A 19,125-nucleotide genomic window follows, 5' to 3' on the forward strand; every position below is an offset into this window, starting at 1 on the left:
GCATTCGAGGTTTGATATGCCAAGATTACTAATTCTGCTGATTTCACTCACTTGCATTTTCGCACAGCCCGCATTGGCGGGCGGCGTAATTCGTTTCGTCTGCTACGAAGTCAAGTTTGATGGTTCGACGCTCGATCGGATTTTGGTTATCGATCAGATATCATCCGAGAAAATGGATGGGGAAACGATGCTCGAAGACACGACAAGAGGACCGAAAGTTCTCGCGTTGCTGCGGGTGTTAAATGGTAAGATAGGTTCTTCCGAAGGGATGGAAGACCAGTTAGCTGAATTGCTCCTTAGAAAGCCATTACTGGCTTCCGTCGGCCACGTTCATTTCGCGGCAAACGGTTACGTTTTTACGAGTACGGGTTATACTGACGATCCGGCTGAGAATCACAGAAAGATTCGTAATAACACTACGGGCTATTTAGCGTTCAAATCTTCTCTTATAGACCTAACCACTGGTTCTTTTTACCAAGGCGATAAATACAAGAGAGTCGCCGGTTTCACCTGTCTCCCTCCATACATTGTAGATGAAACTAACCGAAATTAGAGTTAGGCGTAAGCGGTGCTTAGATATTTGGAAAGGGTAAATTGTAATGAGCGCACACGGAAAAAAATGTTGTTGGAATTGCGAAGCTCTCTGTGTTTCAATTTCCAATTAATTTCACAATTTGGAGTCAACATCGTGCACGGGCGTATGACCCGGCAGCAGGCGTGTTTGTGCAAAGCGATCCGATTGGGTTCGTTTCAGGCGCATTTTCTTTGTACGGATATGTTGATGTGAATCCCTACAATTGGACAGATCCTACCGGGAACAACAAAAGTGCAGCCGTGCTTTCTGGAGGGGGCGCTGTTATGGCCGGAAACTCCGTAATGGCCGTTTCAACGGGACTCGCTGCCTTGGTCCTGTCGATACAAAATGCACAGTTCCAATCAATGGACCTCTGGGATGTAGTTCCAGGTGATGCTACTCGCAATAGAGATCCAGACGATGACGATCGCTGTGCTGAAGCTCGTGTCAAACTGGATAGAGCAAAAGAAATAACGAATCAGCTCGGCCGTTGTTATGCGGATATGGGGCTAGCAGAGAGGTTTTTACGACACACTGCTTGGCGACGCGAGTTGTTCGCACGATCAGAAAGAGATATTGCGTGCCACGGAGCCCCTGATGGCGGTCATGGAATCGCTCAGAAGAATGCACTAAATCAAATGCGTCGATGTGCTACTGGAGGACTCTGATGAGCGTTCGTTCAATCGTAAAAGATATGAAAATGAGCCTAGGTGAGCTTGATGTAGCGGATCTTCCGGATAGTGCAAGTATTGTAGTGCGCGACAATCCAGATAAGTTTGAGCAATTGAAACTGTCAATGGATGCGTCCAGCGCGGACGCCTTGCTTCTTGATGATCTGCTTCATACGTTTTGGCTGCATTTGGACTTGGTGGCGAAGAGTCATTTTCTCATGCGCCTCATGATCGCTTCGATGGAAGAAAACGTATTGACTAGATTGACCGCCCAAACTGTCATTTCTGAAACCACAGGAGACTTCTGTGAAATTGATGACGTCGATATGTGGGGGGACGCATTTTGGTCCTTCTGGCCGCACCTAAAACCTGAGTTCCTTGATCACGTGATTTCTTGGATCGAGTTGATGGAGGAAATATCGGAAAGCAGGGTAAATCCGGTCCGTGGGGTAGAGAGTAAGTATGCAAGCGTAGCCGTATGCACTCTAAAGAAGATTCAACGGAAACAAATTGGTCCTAAGATCATAGCACTATAAGCCGTGACCTGCTCCCCGAAACTTTTCTCGCTTTGAATGAGGGAGCCTCAGGGGGCAAGTCAACTATCCAAATGTTGAGTTTTGGGACGAAAAGTTCATTGCAAAATGGGCCGACATGACGAGTGAACAATACGACTTGATTGAGATGTGTTTGAACAGGTGCGGACCGGCATTGGGCGAGTTGAATCTTAACCGGGCACATTCGACTTTGTCAGCGCTGAGGCAGCTGAGTGCATAGCGATGTGTTTGTAGCTACTGGACGATTTTAGCGTAAGCGCTTTTTCAGCCCTTGAAGTTCCACGGTAGCAGCAAGTCGATATCCTTCTGTTTATGGCCATTCACGATGGCCGAGAGGACGCCTGTCAGATAGCTGTGCGGCTCGACGTGGTTCAACTTGCACGTCTCGATGAGCGAGGCGATGACGGCCCAGTTCTGGGCACCGGCATCGTGGCCTGCAAAGAGCGCGTTCTTGCGTAAGCGCTTTTTCAGCCCTTGAAGTTCCACGGTAGCAGCAAGTCGATATCCTTCTGTTTATGGCCATTCACGATGGCCGAGAGGACGCCTGTCAGATAGCTGTGCGGCTCGACGTGGTTCAACTTGCACGTCTCGATGAGCGAGGCGATGACGGCCCAGTTCTGGGCACCGGCATCGTGGCCTGCAAAGAGCGCGTTCTTGCGCTGTAGAGCGATGGGGCGGATCGTGCGCTCGACGGCGTTGCTGTCCATCTCGATGCGGCCATCGGTGAGGAACAGGATGAGCCCATCCCAGTATTTGGCGATGTATTTGAGCGCCTCCCCCGTTGGGGATTTGGCAGAGACCTGCGTGCGGGCATGATCCAGCCAGGTTTTGAAGGCAGCTACTTTGGGCGCGGACTTTTGGTTCCGAACAACGAGACGTTCTTCAGCTGACTGGCCACGGATCTGCTTCTCGATCCGGTAAAGCGCCGCGATCTGCTTGAGCCCGTCCTCGGCAATGGGGGCCACATTGTTGTGGGTCAGATCATAGAGCTTGCGACGGGCATGGGCCCAGCAATAGGCCAGCTCGATCGGCGCATTGTCACGCAGATCAAGCACGCGGTTGTAGCCAGCATAGCCGTCCACTTGCAGGATGCCGCTAAAGCCCTGCAATATCTGGGATGCGTATTTGCCGGATCGGCCGGGTGTGTATGTGAAGGCTACGCCGGGCGGTTCAAGACCATTCCACGCCCTGTCGTCCCGCGCCAGCGCCCAGAAGTAACCTTTCTTCACCTTGCCCCGTCCCGGATCGAGCACCGGCGCTGGTGTCTCATCCATGAAGAGCTTGGAACTTGTTTTGAGATGCGCCAGCATAACGTCATGGATAGGCTTGAGTTCGTGGGCCGCTTTGCCCACCCATGAGGCCAAGGTGGATCGCTCGATATTGACGCCTTGGCGGGCATATATCTGGCTTTGCCGAAACAGCGGCAGGTGATCTGCGAACTTTGACACCAGCACCGTTGCGACGGTCGCCTCAGTGGGCATGCCGCCCTCAATGAGATGCGGCTTCGCCGGGGTCTGCACAAAGCTGCCTTCACATTTGCGGCAAGCATATCGCGGGCGGCGGGTGACGATCACCCGGAACTGTGCGGGCACGATGTCCAACCGCTCGCTCACATCCTCGCTGATGACGTGGCGCTCGTGGCCGCAAGAACAGGTGGTGCTGTCTGGTTCGATGATCTCTTCCACGCGCGGAAGATGCTTAGGCAGGAGCCCGCGCGGCTTGCGCTTGGCGGGCTTGGTCTTCGGCGGATCAATCGCCTCATCTTCGGCATGAACCACGGCCATTGCTGTTTCGATATCTTCCAGCGCCAGATGATACTGGTCCGGATGACCCTTCTCGGACTTCGCGCCATAGAGCGCACGCTTGAAGTCCGCCAATAACTTTTCCAGCCGTTCGATCCGCACATCCTTGCGCGCATTACGTTCCTCCGAGGCGATAATGATCGCCTTCAAAGCATCAATATTGTTGGGAAGTTGGTCAAGCGCAGTCATGCCGTTGATCTACTAAATTCCGGTGGGGAGCACCTGTACAAAACGCCACCCGAGTCATTCTGCCGCAGCCGGAGATGGCACGTCCAGTGACGTCACCCTCCGCCAGTCCAGCCCCGCAAAAAGGGCTTCAAACTGGGCCGGGTCCAAGCGCAACACGCCGTCGCGAATGGCAGGCCATTTGAACGCATTCTGCTCCAGCCGTTTGTATGCCATGACCAAACCCGTGCCGTCCCACCAGATCATCTTCAGCCGGTCCGCCCGCTTGGCGCGAAACACATAGACCGCGCCATCAAAGGGCAGCATCTTCAGATGGCTTTGAACCAGAGCGGTCAGACCATCGTGACCCTTGCGGAAGTCCACAGGCTTGGTCGCCACAAAGATCTTCACCCCATGCGATGGATGGATCACAGTGCAAGAGCCAGTTCAATTATCCGCGGCGTGGGGGTCGAGGCCGCAAGCCGAATTGTTACCTCACCCTTCACCAGTTCAATCTTGTCGTCACAAACCGGAAAGGGCGATGAAGGCACCGTAGGTGGAAGAGGAGTTTCCAAAACCACAGGGGCGAAGTTAACGCCCTCAAGGTTCGGCAACACCAATTTGCCTTCCCGCGCTTGCCTGCGCCAATCGGAAACATGACTGGGCACGATGTCATAACGCTCCGCGACCCCCTTGACCGTCGCACCATCCATCAACGTCTCGGCAACAATATGTGCCTTGACCTCGTCAGGCCAACGGCGCTTGCCATCGGATCCGCGACGCACACCAACGAGTAACTCGTTCATAGTCTCCATGGAGAAACTCCCTCAAATCAACGAGGCAAGGAATCTCAGATCACGAAACGATTGGGAAGGTCGGGTCAAAACACCGCTTACGTTCTTGCGCTGTAGAGCGATGGGGCGGATCGTGCGCTCGACGGCGTTGCTGTCCATCTCGATGCGGCCATCGGTGAGGAACAGGATGAGCCCATCCCAGTATTTGGCGATGTATTTGAGCGCCTCCCCCGTTGGGGATTTGGCAGAGACCTGCGTGCGGGCATGATCCAGCCAGGTTTTGAAGGCAGCTACTTTGGGCGCGGACTTTTGGTTCCGAACAACGAGACGTTCTTCAGCTGACTGGCCACGGATCTGCTTCTCGATCCGGTAAAGCGCCGCGATCTGCTTGAGCCCGTCCTCGGCAATGGGGGCCACATTGTTGTGGGTCAGATCATAGAGCTTGCGACGGGCATGGGCCCAGCAATAGGCCAGCTCGATCGGCGCATTGTCACGCAGATCAAGCACGCGGTTGTAGCCAGCATAGCCGTCCACTTGCAGGATGCCGCTAAAGCCCTGCAATATCTGGGATGCGTATTTGCCGGATCGGCCGGGTGTGTATGTGAAGGCTACGCCGGGCGGTTCAAGACCATTCCACGCCCTGTCGTCCCGCGCCAGCGCCCAGAAGTAACCTTTCTTCACCTTGCCCCGTCCCGGATCGAGCACCGGCGCTGGTGTCTCATCCATGAAGAGCTTGGAACTTGTTTTGAGATGCGCCAGCATAACGTCATGGATAGGCTTGAGTTCGTGGGCCGCTTTGCCCACCCATGAGGCCAAGGTGGATCGCTCGATATTGACGCCTTGGCGGGCATATATCTGGCTTTGCCGAAACAGCGGCAGGTGATCTGCGAACTTTGACACCAGCACCGTTGCGACGGTCGCCTCAGTGGGCATGCCGCCCTCAATGAGATGCGGCTTCGCCGGGGTCTGCACAAAGCTGCCTTCACATTTGCGGCAAGCATATCGCGGGCGGCGGGTGACGATCACCCGGAACTGTGCGGGCACGATGTCCAACCGCTCGCTCACATCCTCGCTGATGACGTGGCGCTCGTGGCCGCAAGAACAGGTGGTGCTGTCTGGTTCGATGATCTCTTCCACGCGCGGAAGATGCTTAGGCAGGAGCCCGCGCGGCTTGCGCTTGGCGGGCTTGGTCTTCGGCGGATCAATCGCCTCATCTTCGGCATGAACCACGGCCATTGCTGTTTCGATATCTTCCAGCGCCAGATGATACTGGTCCGGATGACCCTTCTCGGACTTCGCGCCATAGAGCGCACGCTTGAAGTCCGCCAATAACTTTTCCAGCCGTTCGATCCGCACATCCTTGCGCGCATTACGTTCCTCCGAGGCGATAATGATCGCCTTCAAAGCATCAATATTGTTGGGAAGTTGGTCAAGCGCAGTCATGCCGTTGATCTACTAAATTCCGGTGGGGAGCACCTGTACAAAACGCCACCCGAGTCATTCTGCCGCAGCCGGAGATGGCACGTCCAGTGACGTCACCCTCCGCCAGTCCAGCCCCGCAAAAAGGGCTTCAAACTGGGCCGGGTCCAAGCGCAACACGCCGTCGCGAATGGCAGGCCATTTGAACGCATTCTGCTCCAGCCGTTTGTATGCCATGACCAAACCCGTGCCGTCCCACCAGATCATCTTCAGCCGGTCCGCCCGCTTGGCGCGAAACACATAGACCGCGCCATCAAAGGGCAGCATCTTCAGATGGCTTTGAACCAGAGCGGTCAGACCATCGTGACCCTTGCGGAAGTCCACAGGCTTGGTCGCCACAAAGATCTTCACCCCATGCGATGGATGGATCACAGTGCAAGAGCCAGTTCAATTATCCGCGGCGTGGGGGTCGAGGCCGCAAGCCGAATTGTTACCTCACCCTTCACCAGTTCAATCTTGTCGTCACAAACCGGAAAGGGCGATGAAGGCACCGTAGGTGGAAGAGGAGTTTCCAAAACCACAGGGGCGAAGTTAACGCCCTCAAGGTTCGGCAACACCAATTTGCCTTCCCGCGCTTGCCTGCGCCAATCGGAAACATGACTGGGCACGATGTCATAACGCTCCGCGACCCCCTTGACCGTCGCACCATCCATCAACGTCTCGGCAACAATATGTGCCTTGACCTCGTCAGGCCAACGGCGCTTGCCATCGGATCCGCGACGCACACCAACGAGTAACTCGTTCATAGTCTCCATGGAGAAACTCCCTCAAATCAACGAGGCAAGGAATCTCAGATCACGAAACGATTGGGAAGGTCGGGTCAAAACACCGCTTACTCAACATCTGCGACCCTTACCAGAGTTCGATGCAGTCCCATACGGGATTCTAGTCGTGGCAGGGTTGTTTTTTCTTGGGATTACTCTTCGTAGATCGGTGGTAATAACGACTTTGAATTCTCGCTACGACACCTCCGAAATTCCACATTTGATTATAGTTCCAACTTCCAACAAAGGTGCCGAGTAATGGCCGCTAAATACCTCCGAAAACTTGGGTGGATAGCTTTAGCAAGCTCAATTGCGTTGTTTTCGCTAGGATGCTTTTTGTTGACTGAAACACAAAGCCCCTATGTAGGAGTAGACTTCGCATCAGGAGCGAACCGTGCACCGGCCTGCTTCTACATCGGAACGTGTCCCTCCTACTTCCGGTTCTTTACTATTACAAATGCAACCTTTGCAGCATCCATGGTTACTTTGATCGTCACGGTTTGGGCTTTCGTTGTGGACAGACGCATCAAGCTCAACACCGAGGACAGAGACGCTCAAAGATTTGCCTGGGAGCAAGACGAACGTGCTCGAAAAGCTGAAATTGAAAAGCAAACCAACAAAAGTGCAAAGTGATGCGGGTAGCGGCGCTCGGTTTGAAACTCCCGGCTCTCAAGCCCTTGGGATGATCAGTCGTGTAAGAAAAAAATCTTATGTTCTATTTCACTAGCAGGCAAAGCCCAATCGACCAATAGGTTGCCATCGTCACCGCGGTATCTCCTACCGACCTGTATCAGCTCACCCTCGACGCGAATAGAGATCTTCAGCTCGTCGGCAAACTGGTTCGTCCGAGTTTCCGCTACGGTATATGCGTTTGCGGTTTCATCACCCATTGAACAACACCTTGTTAAAAGAATTGGAAATATAATCTGTTAAAGCGTAGAGGTCCGTGCTGCCGTCTTCAAACGGGGGTAACACCTCCGTTTCGAAAGCGAGAAAGCTGTCGCCAGGAGTTCCTACAACCGGTCCCATCGGTACAGGAGTATAGCCCATTCCCTTAGCCATTCGCATGAAGGCCCTTGGACCGAGAAACAAGCATTTGGTCGCCTTCTGTGCGTGTAGAAAATCGTTCGAAGCCTTCAGCACGGAGCGAGCAACGGACGGGTCAGCATCGCCGACGACAAGGCGCGTCAGCTCCCAAACATTTTCGTCTTGGGGTGGTTGTGAATCACAAATGTTCGTTGGCAAGCCCTTTAGGACACCCTTAAAAGCGTCATTGATCATATACGTTGACGACTGATTGCGAGGACTCTTGTGCACTCGGTCGGTACAGACAAGCCTTGCGCCACCAAGTACACGATTGGAACGAGGTTCATAAGCGATGATGTAAAGAGCGTCGAAGCAATCATAGCTGTCCAGATCGTTTTTGGTTGGCAACCACACATCCCACCCTTTTTCGTTTGTGAAAACACGCGTGCGAAGGTCCATGTACTTTGCAAAGAGGTCATTGTTCAGCTCCTCGGCGGTGCTTGCAGGCATTCTTCCTGCAGGAACGGTCACAATCGAACATACGTAGCTCATAGGGATTCTGGTGATGTTGGTCATGGCGCGTCGATTCCTTCTCGGTTGCATGTATCAACATCGGGAATGTGATCGGAGGAATCCAGTTTTACGAGAATATTACCTTGCATAACCAACTCAGGTTAGTTTTGGTGGGTATGCGACCTAACTCAGGTTAGTTTTTCGGGGTAAATGAGGTCTGGAGCAAACGAGTAGTGTAATGAGCAAGAGTTCTAAAGCTGGAAAGTACCGAGCCAGAACGACAAGTATGATTTCAGCGGCATTCCAGGCCCACCTTGATGATGTGGAAGCTATAGGAACCGCTGGGTATAGCATGGTGGTTAACGGTCGTTTGCTCGGCCCAGAGCATTTTGAAACCACCTATCCTGATAGTTGGCAAGAGCGATACGAAAAGCTGAACTGGATCGCTCTTGATCCGATCCTGAATTGGGCTTTCAGAGGTCCAGGTGGCGATGAACGCTGGTCAGAAATTGTTGTTGGCTCCATCGGCGCCAAGAGGTTCATGAAAGCGGCCAAAGATGTTGGGCTATGCTATGGCGGAATTTTCGTGCGAAATATCGGCACAGGCACGTCATTCCTGAGTGTTGCACGATCAGATCGAGAACTGACTGCCGCTGAAATGGTGAAAATGAGCACTATCGCCACAGAGTTTTTTGCTGACATAACAACAGAAGAACGGATCTCGGGCAAAGCTATTGATGTTTTGCAACGGCTTGCGGACAATCAAAGTATTTCTGAGATTGCCGAAGCCCTGAATATCAGCGAGAGCGCTGTCAAAGCTCGCTTAAATGACGCGCGAAAGAAAACTGGTGTACCAACCACCAACGGGCTTATCGCTCACTTGAGGCGCAAAGGGTTAGTGCAGTAAGAGATTGTCGGAACAGACCTCACCTCCATTAAAACCAGTCTATGCGACGCAAAGAGGCGCGAGTATGCAAACAAAAGAAGATTTGGTTTTAGCGGCGGGAACGCACACGTTTCGTTACCGATCTCCAATGCGTGGTGGGGATCTCCATGTATTCGAGAACATGGATACCGGAGCACAGAGCGTTATAACCAATACGACATACAAGCTCGCTAAGCCGTTCCTTCAGAAAACAGGGCATTTCTATGTCTATCCGAAAGACAAATTACCGGCAGCCGTGTGCACGGGACTTTCCATTCCCACAGTGAAAGAATAGGCGCATCACACTCAGCCAGCCAGTTTCTTTCTAGGCGGGCGTCTTCGCATTTTTGCCGCAGCTGATATGCTCGCAAACCCTTCCTCAGCTTTTTCGAGTATCGCCTGACGCTGCTCATCGGTCTGAGGATGCTTTGACTTCGAACCGGACAGGTGACTTAGCTTTGCCACTTTGGTTTTTTTCCGCTCATGTTCAAGAGGCGGGTATGGAAGCAAATGCGTTCCCCTTGCAGCGTCAATCGGAGCAAAATGATTGTCTTCATAGAAGCGAATGTGGTCAGCTTTGATCGGATACTGACCTTCCGGAAGGATCAATACCTTATCCAGGGGGAACCGTAGAAGCTCGCTTGCGGAAACCAAAGGCCGTTCCTCAGACCGGCGACTAACATGAGCACTATCGTCCAAATCACGGACACGCGACTGGCTTTCGCTTTTTGATGTGATGGTGTGTTTGCCGAGCGCTTGGGCGAGAACTTCGGCGGTCCTGTCGTCCTGAGGTGTCATATAGATCTGAATACCCGCACCGGCCAACAATGACCGTCGATCAGCTTCCCCATACAGCGACGGTGAATCAAGGCCTGCGATAGATTGGGAAATAATGAAAAACCGACCGCCGAAGGCGCGAATGGTCTTGATTGACTGCAACACAAGAGGTTGTCGGCCGAGCTGGTCAAACTCGTCCATGAGAAACATGACAGTATGTGGCTCGTCTGAACCGGGCTCAGACCGTTGCAATGACGAAATAGCATCGGCAAAGAGAAGTCGGATCAAAGGAGCAAGGGTTTTCAGATGTTCGGATTGCACCGAAATATAGAGCGTCTGGGGGTCTTTGCGGAAAGTTGTAAAATCAAAATCGCTCTCTGATGTTGATCGCACCACTGATGGATCTGACCAAAGCTCAAATCCCGCGCCATTGATCACAGAAATATAGCTATCCACAATCTTCTGGGTCTCGCCAGCCATTTCGTTGAATGTTCTTGAAACAATGGGAATGGCTGTCATGTCCGCGTATGATCTGTAATTATCCGTGCGGCGTCCACCTCCGCCCATAATCTCAGAAGCGTATCCAAGCGTCGGATTGCCTTGTTCGATAGCAAACAAACAAGACGCCACAAAAAGCCGTTTCCCTGCTTGATAAAACCCTTTGGCATTATCGCCTTCGACCACAAGAAAAAGGTCGGCCATCGCATTCAAAGCGGTGTACTGCTCATCGGTTGATGCCATATCAGCGATACGCTGAAGTGGATTAAACCGGTGTGTCCTCGTGACTCGGCCCGCAGTCGGTTTGCCTTCCATGGCAGGCATGTCAACATAATCGAACGGTGAAAAATACCAGATTTCATTGCCCAAGCCTTTCTGGCGGTGCACTGATGATTTCTGGAAATTCTCTCCCTTAACATCAAGGACAATGGCAGAACCATTGAAATGAAGAAGGTTAGGCAGCACGAAGCCGATCCCCTTTCCTCGACCCGTAGGAGCAATCATGATCGCATGTGGAAAACGATCGGGTGACGCCGAAATAAATGGCTTGTCACTTTTTGGGCGTCCCAGCTTGCCGTACACGAAACCATTCACATCGAAGCCGCCAATCATCTTGTTGCGTCGGATCTCTGATTTCGATTGAAAATGAGCATCGTCATATTGTGTAAGGCTGCCTCGATAGACACCGGCAACGCCAACAGCGGTCAAAGCGAATGTCACAGCTCCGGTAATCAACAACGCGGACTGTAGAATAGCAGGTGATGCCTCAAGGGTTGCCCAGGAATACCGAAGAAAGAACGGTTGAAGCGGATCAATCGTTGCTACGGATTCCTTTCTAGCTACTACAACGTAGATGGTCGCCAGCATCGAACCGATGTAGCCACCCGCAAGCAATCCGCCGAAAAGCGCCAATACATAGCGCCAGCGAGTTTCAATATCCTGGATCATGGCAAACTCCTGAACTCTTAAAGACTAATATCATCTGACAGGTCTGGTGTGACGCTGTGATCTTTTTCACCAACCTTGATAGCTGCGCTTTGACGGGCGAGCTGCTGGAACTGGTCAACAGGCTCGCTATGGCGCTCGTTCCCATCTGAAACATCAGCTTCGTTGCGAAGCTCAGATCCCACTGCGGCACGAATAGCCGGGTCTTTGATTTCTTCACGCAATGCAGTGTAGTCCCCTGCCCTTACGTCGTCCAAATCTTCTTGCGATAGTTCTTGCGACATGCGCTCAACAATCATTTCGATGGCCGGGACGTCAGACAGTCGCTGATACCTCTCGCCATAGATCAGCTGATCGCGAGCAATGACCTCCTGAAGATCACGTGGAACTTCATAGTCAGCGAAAATATTGGCAGCTTCTTCGGATAGGTCGCGCTCAAGTCGGTCATAGGACACTGGAAGTTGACCCGTAATCTCATCGAGCGCAGAAACTTGCCCATCTACGAGCTGATCAACCTGCCGTTCTGCGGCCTCCGGATCGAACATTGCACCATCTTCGTGCTGCGCAAGATCCAAGTGATTGCGACGCGAAATATCCAGTGAGGTGCGCAAACCAGTTTCGTCACGTTCCATGAGCGCTGGCAAAGCGGCCATATATTGCCGTTCTTCGTTCGTCATAGACGATTCAGATGCCATCAGATCGCGCAATGAATCAACATAGTCGCCCGCTGTTTCATGGCCTTCGTGTTCTGTGCCGAGAGCTGTGGCGGAAACGATCAATGTTTCATACTTGGAGTAAACGCTGTCGCTGTCGAAATTTTCACCCACTCCATTCTCCAGCTCTGCCAAAACTGTGCGCGAGTGGTCCATATCTACCTCTGGGCCGATACCCTGAGCGCGCCAAGCCTCGACTTGGCCTGCGGTGCGATTGGACAACATAAACCGCTCCGCCATTTCTTCGGCATTCGTCCCCGCCCTTTCAAGTCGATCTTCATGCACGGTAAACGCCGCTTCAAGTCGCTGCCTTAGATCGTCCATCGCCATTTCCGATGTACGGTGCGCAGCGGGATCGTCGCCAAGGTGATCACGGACAGAATGAATATCGCGAACAATATCCAAGCTGTAAGGATCGTTATCTTGTGATAGTTCGCGAGCGTGGTGCTCCATGAAGGGCTCCGATACTGCTGCATCCCGCATCAAACGGGTTTCTTCAGCAAATCGCTCTTCCAGATGGGCACGCTCTGCTCCGGGTTCCATTTCCTGAATGTCGGCCCAGGTCTCGCGGGCAGACGCAAAAATTCGTTCAACATCTTGCGAGAAGCGTTCTGTCGGGTCGATGCTAGGCGGTTGGGTGTCGGTTGCAGTCATGAGTGAGCCTCCTTCTTTCAAAATATCAGATGCAGCGGAAAACATGCCGCTCAGTTTCTCCATGAACCCCCCCTGCCCTTCTGAGACGGTGGTCAGGCGGGCTATCGAACTTAGGGATTGGTATTGATTGGCAAAGCTTCTCAGCATTGCTTCGCGCTTCATGCGCTCAACAATCGACATTTTAGGCGCTTCAACGGACGGTGTTTCCTCGCCGGTCATTTTGAGATTGTCGTGTGCTGCGCGATATTCCGTCTCTCGGGGCGGATATTCGACAACACCACGAGACAAACGAGACGAAGCATTCAAAGCGACACCATGTTCATTGGCTATTTTGGCATGAAGCTCTCGCATAACGTCATAGTTAAGTTCCGACTTCATGCTGATAGACAAAAACTGGCCGTGATCATTGCCGCGCTTATCAACGACGAAATGAGCATGGACATGATCAGTGTTGGCATGCAGTGCAGCAACATAGCGCCACTGATCCCCAAAATCGCCTGACCCAAACACCGCCCTGCCCCACTCTTTTGCGATGTTCTCTGCTGCCTCTACATTGGTATCCTTTGGAAAACTCAAAATGATATGATCAGAGTGACCTCGCTTGGGATTACCTGCCCAACTGCTTGTCCATAATGGAACTGTGGTTTCCACAGAGTTCTTGTAAAGGCCGCGCTCAATTCCATTGAAGTTCAACCATGTTGATTTTGTTGCCTCGTCGCGTGTGATGTAATCAAGCTGGCGGCGCAATTCCTTGGGAGAGTGCGCACCTCCATTGCGAACCCGCTTTACAACTGATTGCGGAACTCTTTGTGCATTGCCTGCCATTGCACGGCTGGCGCGCTGCTGACGGGTGCCGAGCCGAAGCATGATCGCCTTTTCTATCGGGTCAGATCGCATTCCCGCGTGGCGACGTCCGATGTTAGGCAACACCTCTCCGATGATGGCGTCTTGAATTGAAACCTGGTTACTCATTCATCGCACCTCCGATTGGAAAGGCTGCTTCCACGAACGCCCTTTGGCGACTTGCAGATACAAAAGCGACCAACTGATTGACCGCCCCATCAACCTTTACGTCGAGCTGCTGCACAAGCCTGCCGTCCCTTGCATTCCAAGTAAGACGCCCCGATTGAGCCAACGCAACGAGCTGGTTTAGGTTCACACCGATGGCGTTGAGCTCTTTTCGCAACGCCGCAAGCGCCTCAATTTCTTCAGTCTGTAGATCCAGAACACCCAAAGAATGGCGAACAAGACGCCTTACACCATCCGACATGGTGATACCAAGCGCCTCAGTTTTTGCTTTGAATGCCGCGTGTTCTTCGTCTGAAACACGACCTCGGACGTTCTGACCGCCGGTAGTTACGCTTCTTTTTTGTTTGCTCAATCTGATTTTCGTCACCGTCGAGCGGTGACGACCGAGCTTTCGCGCAATGGAAGCATCGCTTTCACCCTCAGCAATAAGTGCCTGAATTTTCAGGCGTTCCTTGTTGGTGATGCGTCGTTGTTTAGGCACAGATTTTGGCTCCGTCAAAAGTGTGATAAACTCATACCACAATATACCGTTCCAGCCAACCGACCTTTTAGGCCGGTTTTCGCTCCTTCGGAGAAGTATCACTTGCGAAAATCGAACAGCTTAAAAGGTCTCCGTTTACGCCACCGGAAACCGATGCAAATCGCGTTTCCACAGCAGGTGGCGAAAGCAATGAGGACACACAGTGTCCGAATTTCCGTTTGGTGGCCCGTCACGGCCACCTATGCGCCCTCGCCCGCCCACGGCGGGCGCTAGGGCGCGCGCAGCCCATCAGCGCCACACACGGTCAAAAAAAGTAAGTAACCTCCGCATATCATCGCTTCATCATTTCCGCTTTTATGTTTTTCCGCATTAACGGTTATCAGCAATAGCGTAAAAGCGCATCGCAGCACCAGCGCAACAGCGTCACTCCTTACCTAAGCAACTCCGCAACTGCGTAATTCCTTGTTTACGCATCTGTGTGGTTGGGAGGTTCCGTGTTGACGCATTTCCGCTACTCAGCTATTCCATGAAAGAGCAGTAGGGAACTTCATCGGTTCCGCAAAACATTAAAAGCGGTATTCAACAAATCCGCGCAAGGCCGCTTCCGCAAATCCGCACAAGTGCAATTCAGATGAGGCAAACGACGATGCAGGTAGTAACACTCATTCAAACCAAAGGTGGATCAGGCAAAACCACCTTGGCAATGACCCTGGCGAGCGCAGCTCTTGCCAAGGGTCACAAAGTTCAAATGTTCGACGGCGATGTAAACAAGCAGCTTTTGAGCTGGAAGCCATCCTTCGAAGATGCTGATTGGGCACACATCGAAAAACCTGACTGGCCCGAAGACCTAAAGATTGATGAACCACCAGTTGACGTGAACGAGCTCTACGCAAAGCTTGATGAGTTAGAAGAAAGCGGCACAGATCTCGTGATCATCGACACAAGGCCCGGCAGTTACGAAAGCACTGAAGATTTTGCCAACGCGGCAAACATTGTGTTGATACCTGCGAGACCAGCTCAAGCAGAATGGAGACTGGTACTATCCGCTTTTGAATGGATGACTGCATTGAAAGGCACGCTTGCCAAGGGTGAACGCTTTCCCAAAGTAAAATCAGTTATTGCCAACGTGCCTACAAAAATCATCAAAGCAGCAGCTGGTGTTGGCAGCTCAGGCTCACTCCCTAAGCGCGACCAAGATGTACTGAATAACATCCTCGAAACACCTCACTTGGACACGATGATCCCAAACAGTCGAATTTTGGAAAATCTGTTGTTCCATGGTCCATTGCCTACGGCTGAAAAAGCACATCGAAATGGGCGAGGCGGCAAGCTCATGGCGGATCATTTTGAAGACCTGAAAGACATAGCCGTAAGCCTTTATGACGAAATCATCGAGGGGGACGAACAATGAGCCGTAGACGCCCACCATTAAAAGTAGCTCCGAGTCCAGCGGCTCAACGCGACGAAACCAAGCAAGTCGAAAAAATCGTTGAAAGCAGCCGCGCTCTTCAAGAGAGAATGAAGAAATCGGCTGACAGTCACGGTACAGCAAAGCCAACAAATGCTGTTCTCGATGAAAAACCATCAGCTCCAAAGCCTCGATCCAAGCCGAAGTCAAAGACCGTCGAACAATCGACGCCAAAGCCCGCTGATCAGGCGCCAACCGCTCACGAACCAGAAGCCAAGCCCAAAACGGCTTCACCTTCGCGGCGCATGAGCATTTGCGTTCCTATTAATTTGACTATGCGTAATAGGGCAGGGGAGATTGCTAAAAAGCTCGACAAAGACGCGGACTACGTAATCAACGCCTATCTTAAACGAACCAAACAAGGTCTATTTGAACGCTGGAAAAGCGGACAGCTGGAAGACCTTGCTTCGGATGCAAATCTCCTACTGGATCAGCAAGCAGACAAAGGAACGCGCCAACATAGAATAGACGCAACACTGGAAGAAGCTCTTTCAGATGACATTCGCAGTTTGATGGATGATCCATTGGACCTTGTTACGATCAACAAGAAAGCAGCTGCGTTTTTCGGTGCGGAAATGCTCGCGCAGCTTACAAAGGAATGACCCGCAAAAGCGGGTCATTCCGATCAGCAAGACATGTCGGCAATTGGCTCCATACCTGACAATTGCAATGAATCCTGGCTGGTTACGAAAGCATAGTCACCGCCTTCGCCAATGATCGCCACCATCTTTGACCATTGTTCCTCGTCAGCCTTAAACTCAGACACGACACCATTATCAACCGTGAATGCCGCCTGTTCACCAGATTGCGCGAGCAACACCACCTGCGCCGGGGCGGGGTGGTTTGCGAACTGAACGGAGAGAGTGGCGTTCGATTTGTCGCCAAATACCCGATCAGGATCACAAGCCAACGTGATTGAGTAACCGTTTTCTGCATAGGAAAACACAGTCATTCCACGCGAAATGGATTGTTCCCATTGAGAGCCTGCTAACGCAGGCGTTGCAGCTGCAATGAGGCTCATTGCAAGCGAAAGCCGTAAACTAGTTTTCATCACCACTAACCTTCTATTGACATGTTCAACTCATGGCAGAATCCAAGCAATGTGACAACATGCTTATGAAAGAATGTGCGGACACGCGCCAAGGCGCGCGACATTCGTTTGGTAGTCCGCCGCCACCTTTCGTCAAAGGCGTAAAGGGGCGAGCACCAGCAAAGCTGGCGTCAATCTGTCTAACCGGGTCCTCGCGCTACGCGCTGCGGGCCGCACCATAGACAGATTGACCCCTTGACCCCTCCGCCCAAAGTCGTCGGTCGGGCGTTGCCCTCCCTCCTTTGCCCCCGAAAAACCGTGGGGTTTTTCAGGACAAAGGCGCGAGGCCCCGCCAATGCGGGCAGTTTGTCGCGTGTTGATAGCGCTGTGAGAGAAAGGGAAGCCATGAACGCGGCAAAGGCTGGCAGACAGAAATGGCCTGACAGGTTGAAGATCTCCATGCGGATCAATGGTGAGCTGGTGGAAGTGGGGCAGCGATACCGTGGACAAGACGGGAAGCTCTGCGTTGCCTGGACAGTACCATTCAGCAAGATCAAATACGAGATCATCTATCTCGAACGGGCAGGGCGGCGCTCTTAGCGCTGCCCACGGTTTGAAATCGCCCGCGAGGGAGGTTTCAAACCCAATTTCAAATCTGACCAAAGGTTAGATTGGGGCGAGGCTGGGCGAAGCTCGGTCTCGCCCCAATTTTCAATACTAGCACATAAGAAAGGGCCGCGCGGACGGTCCTTTCTTTCGATCTCTCGGGCTGGCTAAACTTTCGACCAGTCACGTTGCATGAATCGACTGATGCGGCATGTCGTGCCTGTGTCCACACATTCAAAGCATGTGGTTGCGCGGCGGTAGCCCGCAAAACGCTCTTTGATAACCTTGAACGTCTGGCGCTCGATTCCGTCACCAAAGGTCAAAGGCTGCTCGAAACGAACAACGTCACCGTGATTTACTTTCCGGCTCACCAAAGCCGCATTTTTCCGGCAACGCTCACGCCACGACACGGCATATTCGCGGTCAGTTTCGCTCAACAGGTCAAGCAACTTCTTGGGGGCCATTGCCTCACATGGACCCATGCTTTCCTCCATGTCCTTGTAGCACCATTCGCCACCACCGCGACGGGTCAGGATCACGGCTGCAAAAACATACCGGCCCAAGCTATCACGGGTGTATCCATAGGTTTCGGTTTCCTCTGTTTTACAGGTCACTTCAACGGCGACATACCAGACTGATCCCTTGCGGGTGGTGAGGATGGGCCGCATGGCCCGGTCCTCGTTCTCAAATGTGACAAGACGCTCAATCTCTGCCTTTTCGTCACGGGGCGGGGTGTAGTGGCAGGTCCAGCCCATTACGCTGCCTCCGACACTGCGGACACGTTCTGCTTGTCCAACACATAATCAAAAGCTTTCTGGGCCTGCGCTGCCGCCTTAAAAATAGCGTTCTTGTCGTCCTTAAGTGCTTTCAACCACCCTTCAACGTAAGCTGCGGTTTGGTCAAAATGCGGCTCAAACCCCAGATGCACGGCAAGAAATGCGCTGAAAATCTCGGCTTCAAGTTCTCCCATGGAATACTCGGCACGGTTCGCAAACTTCTTCTGGGTGCCAATGCGGTGATCGGCCAAGACATAATGCCCGATTTCATGGCTCAAGGTGCCGTAGTATCCAGCTGCATCGTAGAACGTGGCAACAGGTGGCATATGAACCTGATCGTTTTTCGGGTCATAGTAGGCTTTTGGTTTGTCACTGGTGACAATCTCAGCTCCGATAGCGTCAAAGAATGAATCAAGTTCCGGGTTCGCTTCGGTGCCAAGATCGCGGGGCGGTTCAGGGCGAATATAGTATTCCTCGGGCAAGCCTTCGATCTGATCGACGTTGAAAACGCTGAAATACTTGACCACGCGCACGGTTTCGGCCTCGCCATCGACCTCTTTTTCATAGGTTCCATAGTAAACCGATTTCGTGGACTTCGCGCCCTTTTTGACGCAACCGCCCAAATCGAGAGCTTGCTTAAACGTCATCCAGCGCGCGGACTGGTAGCCATGCATCATGGCTGTCGCCCAAAGCATCAACACATTGACGCCCTGATACTTCTCGCCATTGTGCCGCAACGGGAAAGATGCACCCGCCATGTCACCCGTCCAAGGTTTGCGCCAAGGCGGGGTGCCTGCCTCGATCTGCTCAAAGATCGTGTCAGTAACGTGCTGTTTAATGTCGAACCGTGCTTTTGCCATGTCTGGCCTCCTTGTGGTGCG

20 protein-coding genes and 2 pseudogenes are annotated in these 19,125 nt (G+C 52.5%); 7 read left to right on the forward strand and 15 right to left on the reverse strand.

What is annotated here, in order from left to right:
• Positions 1–16: 16 nt before the first annotated feature.
• The 3 genes from Q0864_RS16135 to Q0864_RS16140 all read left to right on the forward strand — a co-directional run bounded on the left by Q0864_RS16135 (position 17) and on the right by Q0864_RS16140 (position 1,781).
• Positions 17–553: a hypothetical protein gene (locus tag Q0864_RS16135; protein ID WP_298571860.1), complete on the forward strand. Its 537-nt coding sequence runs from the start codon at positions 17–19 to the stop codon at positions 551–553.
• A 92-nt stretch (positions 554–645) separates the two neighbouring features.
• Positions 646–1,242 (forward strand): RHS repeat-associated core domain-containing protein, encoded by a 597-nt coding sequence (locus Q0864_RS16590; RefSeq protein ID WP_363317630.1) that lies wholly within the window; start codon positions 646–648, stop codon positions 1,240–1,242.
• Complete coding sequence (locus tag Q0864_RS16140) at positions 1,242–1,781, forward strand: hypothetical protein (RefSeq protein WP_298571863.1); 540 nt, start codon at positions 1,242–1,244, stop codon at positions 1,779–1,781. The genes Q0864_RS16590 and Q0864_RS16140 overlap by 1 nt, the downstream gene beginning before the upstream one ends.
• 282 nt (positions 1,782–2,063) lie before the next feature.
• On the opposite strand, the pseudogene Q0864_RS16145 reads toward Q0864_RS16140, so the two are convergent.
• From Q0864_RS16145 to Q0864_RS16175, 7 genes and pseudogenes are all read right to left on the reverse strand, one after another.
• Positions 2,064–2,255 (reverse strand): annotated as a pseudogene (locus Q0864_RS16145) (transposase domain-containing protein); the annotation flags it as partial.
• An 11-nt stretch (positions 2,256–2,266) separates the two neighbouring features.
• The gene (locus tag Q0864_RS16150; protein ID WP_298571866.1) at positions 2,267–3,790 is read right to left on the reverse strand and encodes an IS66 family transposase; all 1,524 of its coding nucleotides are present in this window, start codon (positions 3,788–3,790) and stop codon (positions 2,267–2,269) included.
• A gap of 54 nt (positions 3,791–3,844) precedes the next feature.
• Positions 3,845–4,198, reverse strand: a complete 354-nt coding sequence (tnpB, locus tag Q0864_RS16155; protein ID WP_298571869.1) for an IS66 family insertion sequence element accessory protein TnpB — start codon at positions 4,196–4,198, stop codon at positions 3,845–3,847.
• The gene (locus Q0864_RS16160) at positions 4,195–4,581 is read right to left on the reverse strand and encodes a transposase (protein ID WP_298571872.1); all 387 of its coding nucleotides are present in this window, start codon (positions 4,579–4,581) and stop codon (positions 4,195–4,197) included. Before Q0864_RS16160 ends, tnpB (Q0864_RS16155) begins: the two co-directional genes overlap by 4 nt.
• A gap of 81 nt (positions 4,582–4,662) precedes the next feature.
• Positions 4,663–6,003, reverse strand: a pseudogene (locus Q0864_RS16165) (IS66 family transposase); the annotation flags it as partial.
• 54 nt (positions 6,004–6,057) lie between these two features.
• Entirely contained in the window at positions 6,058–6,411 is a 354-nt protein-coding gene (gene tnpB / locus Q0864_RS16170) for an IS66 family insertion sequence element accessory protein TnpB (RefSeq protein WP_298571869.1), read from the reverse strand.
• The gene (locus Q0864_RS16175; protein ID WP_298571872.1) at positions 6,408–6,794 is read right to left on the reverse strand and encodes a transposase; all 387 of its coding nucleotides are present in this window, start codon (positions 6,792–6,794) and stop codon (positions 6,408–6,410) included. Before Q0864_RS16175 ends, tnpB (Q0864_RS16170) begins: the two co-directional genes overlap by 4 nt.
• Positions 6,795–7,061: 267 nt before the next feature.
• On the opposite strand from Q0864_RS16175, the gene Q0864_RS16180 reads away from it, so the two are divergent.
• Positions 7,062–7,436 (forward strand): hypothetical protein, encoded by a 375-nt coding sequence (locus Q0864_RS16180; protein ID WP_298571875.1) that lies wholly within the window; start codon positions 7,062–7,064, stop codon positions 7,434–7,436.
• A gap of 53 nt (positions 7,437–7,489) precedes the next feature.
• On the opposite strand, the gene Q0864_RS16185 is transcribed toward Q0864_RS16180, so the two are convergent.
• Positions 7,490–7,693, reverse strand: a complete 204-nt coding sequence (locus Q0864_RS16185; RefSeq protein WP_298571878.1) for a hypothetical protein — start codon at positions 7,691–7,693, stop codon at positions 7,490–7,492.
• Positions 7,686–8,405 (reverse strand): acyl-homoserine-lactone synthase, encoded by a 720-nt coding sequence (locus Q0864_RS16190; protein ID WP_298571881.1) that lies wholly within the window; start codon positions 8,403–8,405, stop codon positions 7,686–7,688. Before Q0864_RS16190 ends, Q0864_RS16185 begins: the two co-directional genes overlap by 8 nt.
• 175 nt (positions 8,406–8,580) lie before the next feature.
• On the opposite strand from Q0864_RS16190, the gene Q0864_RS16195 reads away from it, so the two are divergent.
• Positions 8,581–9,249, forward strand: coding sequence for an autoinducer binding domain-containing protein (locus Q0864_RS16195; protein WP_298571884.1), 669 nt, complete (start codon positions 8,581–8,583; stop codon positions 9,247–9,249).
• Positions 9,250–9,573: 324 nt separating this feature from the next.
• Here Q0864_RS16195 and Q0864_RS16200 read toward each other — a convergent pair whose 3' ends face one another.
• Genes Q0864_RS16200 through Q0864_RS16210 form a run of 3 tightly spaced genes read right to left on the reverse strand, consistent with a single transcriptional unit; the run spans position 9,574 to position 14,406 of the window.
• A complete protein-coding gene (locus tag Q0864_RS16200) occupies positions 9,574–11,490 on the reverse strand; it encodes a type IV secretory system conjugative DNA transfer family protein (protein WP_298571887.1) in 1,917 nt (638 codons plus the stop codon).
• A gap of 17 nt (positions 11,491–11,507) precedes the next feature.
• Positions 11,508–13,826, reverse strand: coding sequence for a relaxase/mobilization nuclease domain-containing protein (locus tag Q0864_RS16205; protein WP_298571889.1), 2,319 nt, complete (start codon positions 13,824–13,826; stop codon positions 11,508–11,510).
• A complete protein-coding gene (locus Q0864_RS16210; protein ID WP_298571892.1) occupies positions 13,819–14,406 on the reverse strand; it encodes a helix-turn-helix domain-containing protein in 588 nt (195 codons plus the stop codon). The genes Q0864_RS16205 and Q0864_RS16210 overlap by 8 nt, the downstream gene beginning before the upstream one ends.
• 604 nt (positions 14,407–15,010) lie before the next feature.
• Here Q0864_RS16210 and Q0864_RS16215 point away from each other — a divergent pair.
• Positions 15,011–15,775 (forward strand): ParA family protein, encoded by a 765-nt coding sequence (locus tag Q0864_RS16215; RefSeq protein ID WP_298571895.1) that lies wholly within the window; start codon positions 15,011–15,013, stop codon positions 15,773–15,775.
• Positions 15,772–16,434, forward strand: a complete 663-nt coding sequence (locus tag Q0864_RS16220; RefSeq protein ID WP_298571898.1) for a hypothetical protein — start codon at positions 15,772–15,774, stop codon at positions 16,432–16,434. Before Q0864_RS16215 ends, Q0864_RS16220 begins: the two co-directional genes overlap by 4 nt.
• 23 nt (positions 16,435–16,457) lie before the next feature.
• Here the strand turns inward: Q0864_RS16220 and Q0864_RS16225 are convergent, their stop codons facing one another.
• From Q0864_RS16225 to Q0864_RS16235, 3 genes are all read right to left on the reverse strand, one after another.
• On the reverse strand, positions 16,458–16,883 hold the full coding sequence (locus Q0864_RS16225) for a hypothetical protein (protein ID WP_298571902.1): 426 nt from the start codon (positions 16,881–16,883) through the stop codon (positions 16,458–16,460).
• 752 nt (positions 16,884–17,635) lie between these two features.
• Positions 17,636–18,223 (reverse strand): hypothetical protein, encoded by a 588-nt coding sequence (locus Q0864_RS16230; protein WP_298571905.1) that lies wholly within the window; start codon positions 18,221–18,223, stop codon positions 17,636–17,638.
• Entirely contained in the window at positions 18,223–19,104 is an 882-nt protein-coding gene (locus Q0864_RS16235) for a zincin-like metallopeptidase domain-containing protein (RefSeq protein ID WP_298571908.1), read from the reverse strand. The genes Q0864_RS16230 and Q0864_RS16235 overlap by 1 nt, the downstream gene beginning before the upstream one ends.
• Between the last annotated feature and the right edge of the window lie 21 nt (positions 19,105–19,125).

Origin of the sequence: uncultured Aliiroseovarius sp., from assembly GCF_947497285.1 — a bacterium.
In the GTDB taxonomy this organism is placed as follows: Bacteria; Pseudomonadota; Alphaproteobacteria; order Rhodobacterales; family Rhodobacteraceae; genus Aliiroseovarius.

Excerpts from the sequence above, each read along its gene's own strand:
- Q0864_RS16230 (WP_298571905.1), bottom strand. The coding sequence starts at position 18,223 with ATGGGCTGGACCTGCCACTACACCCCGCCCCGTGACGAAAAGGCAGAG.
- Q0864_RS16185 (WP_298571878.1), bottom strand. The coding sequence starts at position 7,693 with ATGGGTGATGAAACCGCAAACGCATATACCGTAGCGGAAACTCGGACG.
- Q0864_RS16160 (WP_298571872.1), bottom strand. The coding sequence starts at position 4,581 with ATGGAGACTATGAACGAGTTACTCGTTGGTGTGCGTCGCGGATCCGAT.
- Q0864_RS16140 (WP_298571863.1), top strand. The coding sequence starts at position 1,242 with ATGAGCGTTCGTTCAATCGTAAAAGATATGAAAATGAGCCTAGGTGAG.
- Q0864_RS16190 (WP_298571881.1), bottom strand. The coding sequence starts at position 8,405 with ATGACCAACATCACCAGAATCCCTATGAGCTACGTATGTTCGATTGTG.
- Q0864_RS16235 (WP_298571908.1), bottom strand. The coding sequence starts at position 19,104 with ATGGCAAAAGCACGGTTCGACATTAAACAGCACGTTACTGACACGATC.
- Q0864_RS16195 (WP_298571884.1), top strand. The coding sequence starts at position 8,581 with ATGAGCAAGAGTTCTAAAGCTGGAAAGTACCGAGCCAGAACGACAAGT.
- Q0864_RS16175 (WP_298571872.1), bottom strand. The coding sequence starts at position 6,794 with ATGGAGACTATGAACGAGTTACTCGTTGGTGTGCGTCGCGGATCCGAT.
- Q0864_RS16180 (WP_298571875.1), top strand. The coding sequence starts at position 7,062 with ATGGCCGCTAAATACCTCCGAAAACTTGGGTGGATAGCTTTAGCAAGC.
- Q0864_RS16205 (WP_298571889.1), bottom strand. The coding sequence starts at position 13,826 with ATGAGTAACCAGGTTTCAATTCAAGACGCCATCATCGGAGAGGTGTTG.
- Q0864_RS16135 (WP_298571860.1), top strand. The coding sequence starts at position 17 with ATGCCAAGATTACTAATTCTGCTGATTTCACTCACTTGCATTTTCGCA.
- Q0864_RS16200 (WP_298571887.1), bottom strand. The coding sequence starts at position 11,490 with ATGATCCAGGATATTGAAACTCGCTGGCGCTATGTATTGGCGCTTTTC.
- Q0864_RS16215 (WP_298571895.1), top strand. The coding sequence starts at position 15,011 with ATGCAGGTAGTAACACTCATTCAAACCAAAGGTGGATCAGGCAAAACC.
- Q0864_RS16150 (WP_298571866.1), bottom strand. The coding sequence starts at position 3,790 with ATGACTGCGCTTGACCAACTTCCCAACAATATTGATGCTTTGAAGGCG.
- Q0864_RS16220 (WP_298571898.1), top strand. The coding sequence starts at position 15,772 with ATGAGCCGTAGACGCCCACCATTAAAAGTAGCTCCGAGTCCAGCGGCT.
- Q0864_RS16225 (WP_298571902.1), bottom strand. The coding sequence starts at position 16,883 with ATGAAAACTAGTTTACGGCTTTCGCTTGCAATGAGCCTCATTGCAGCT.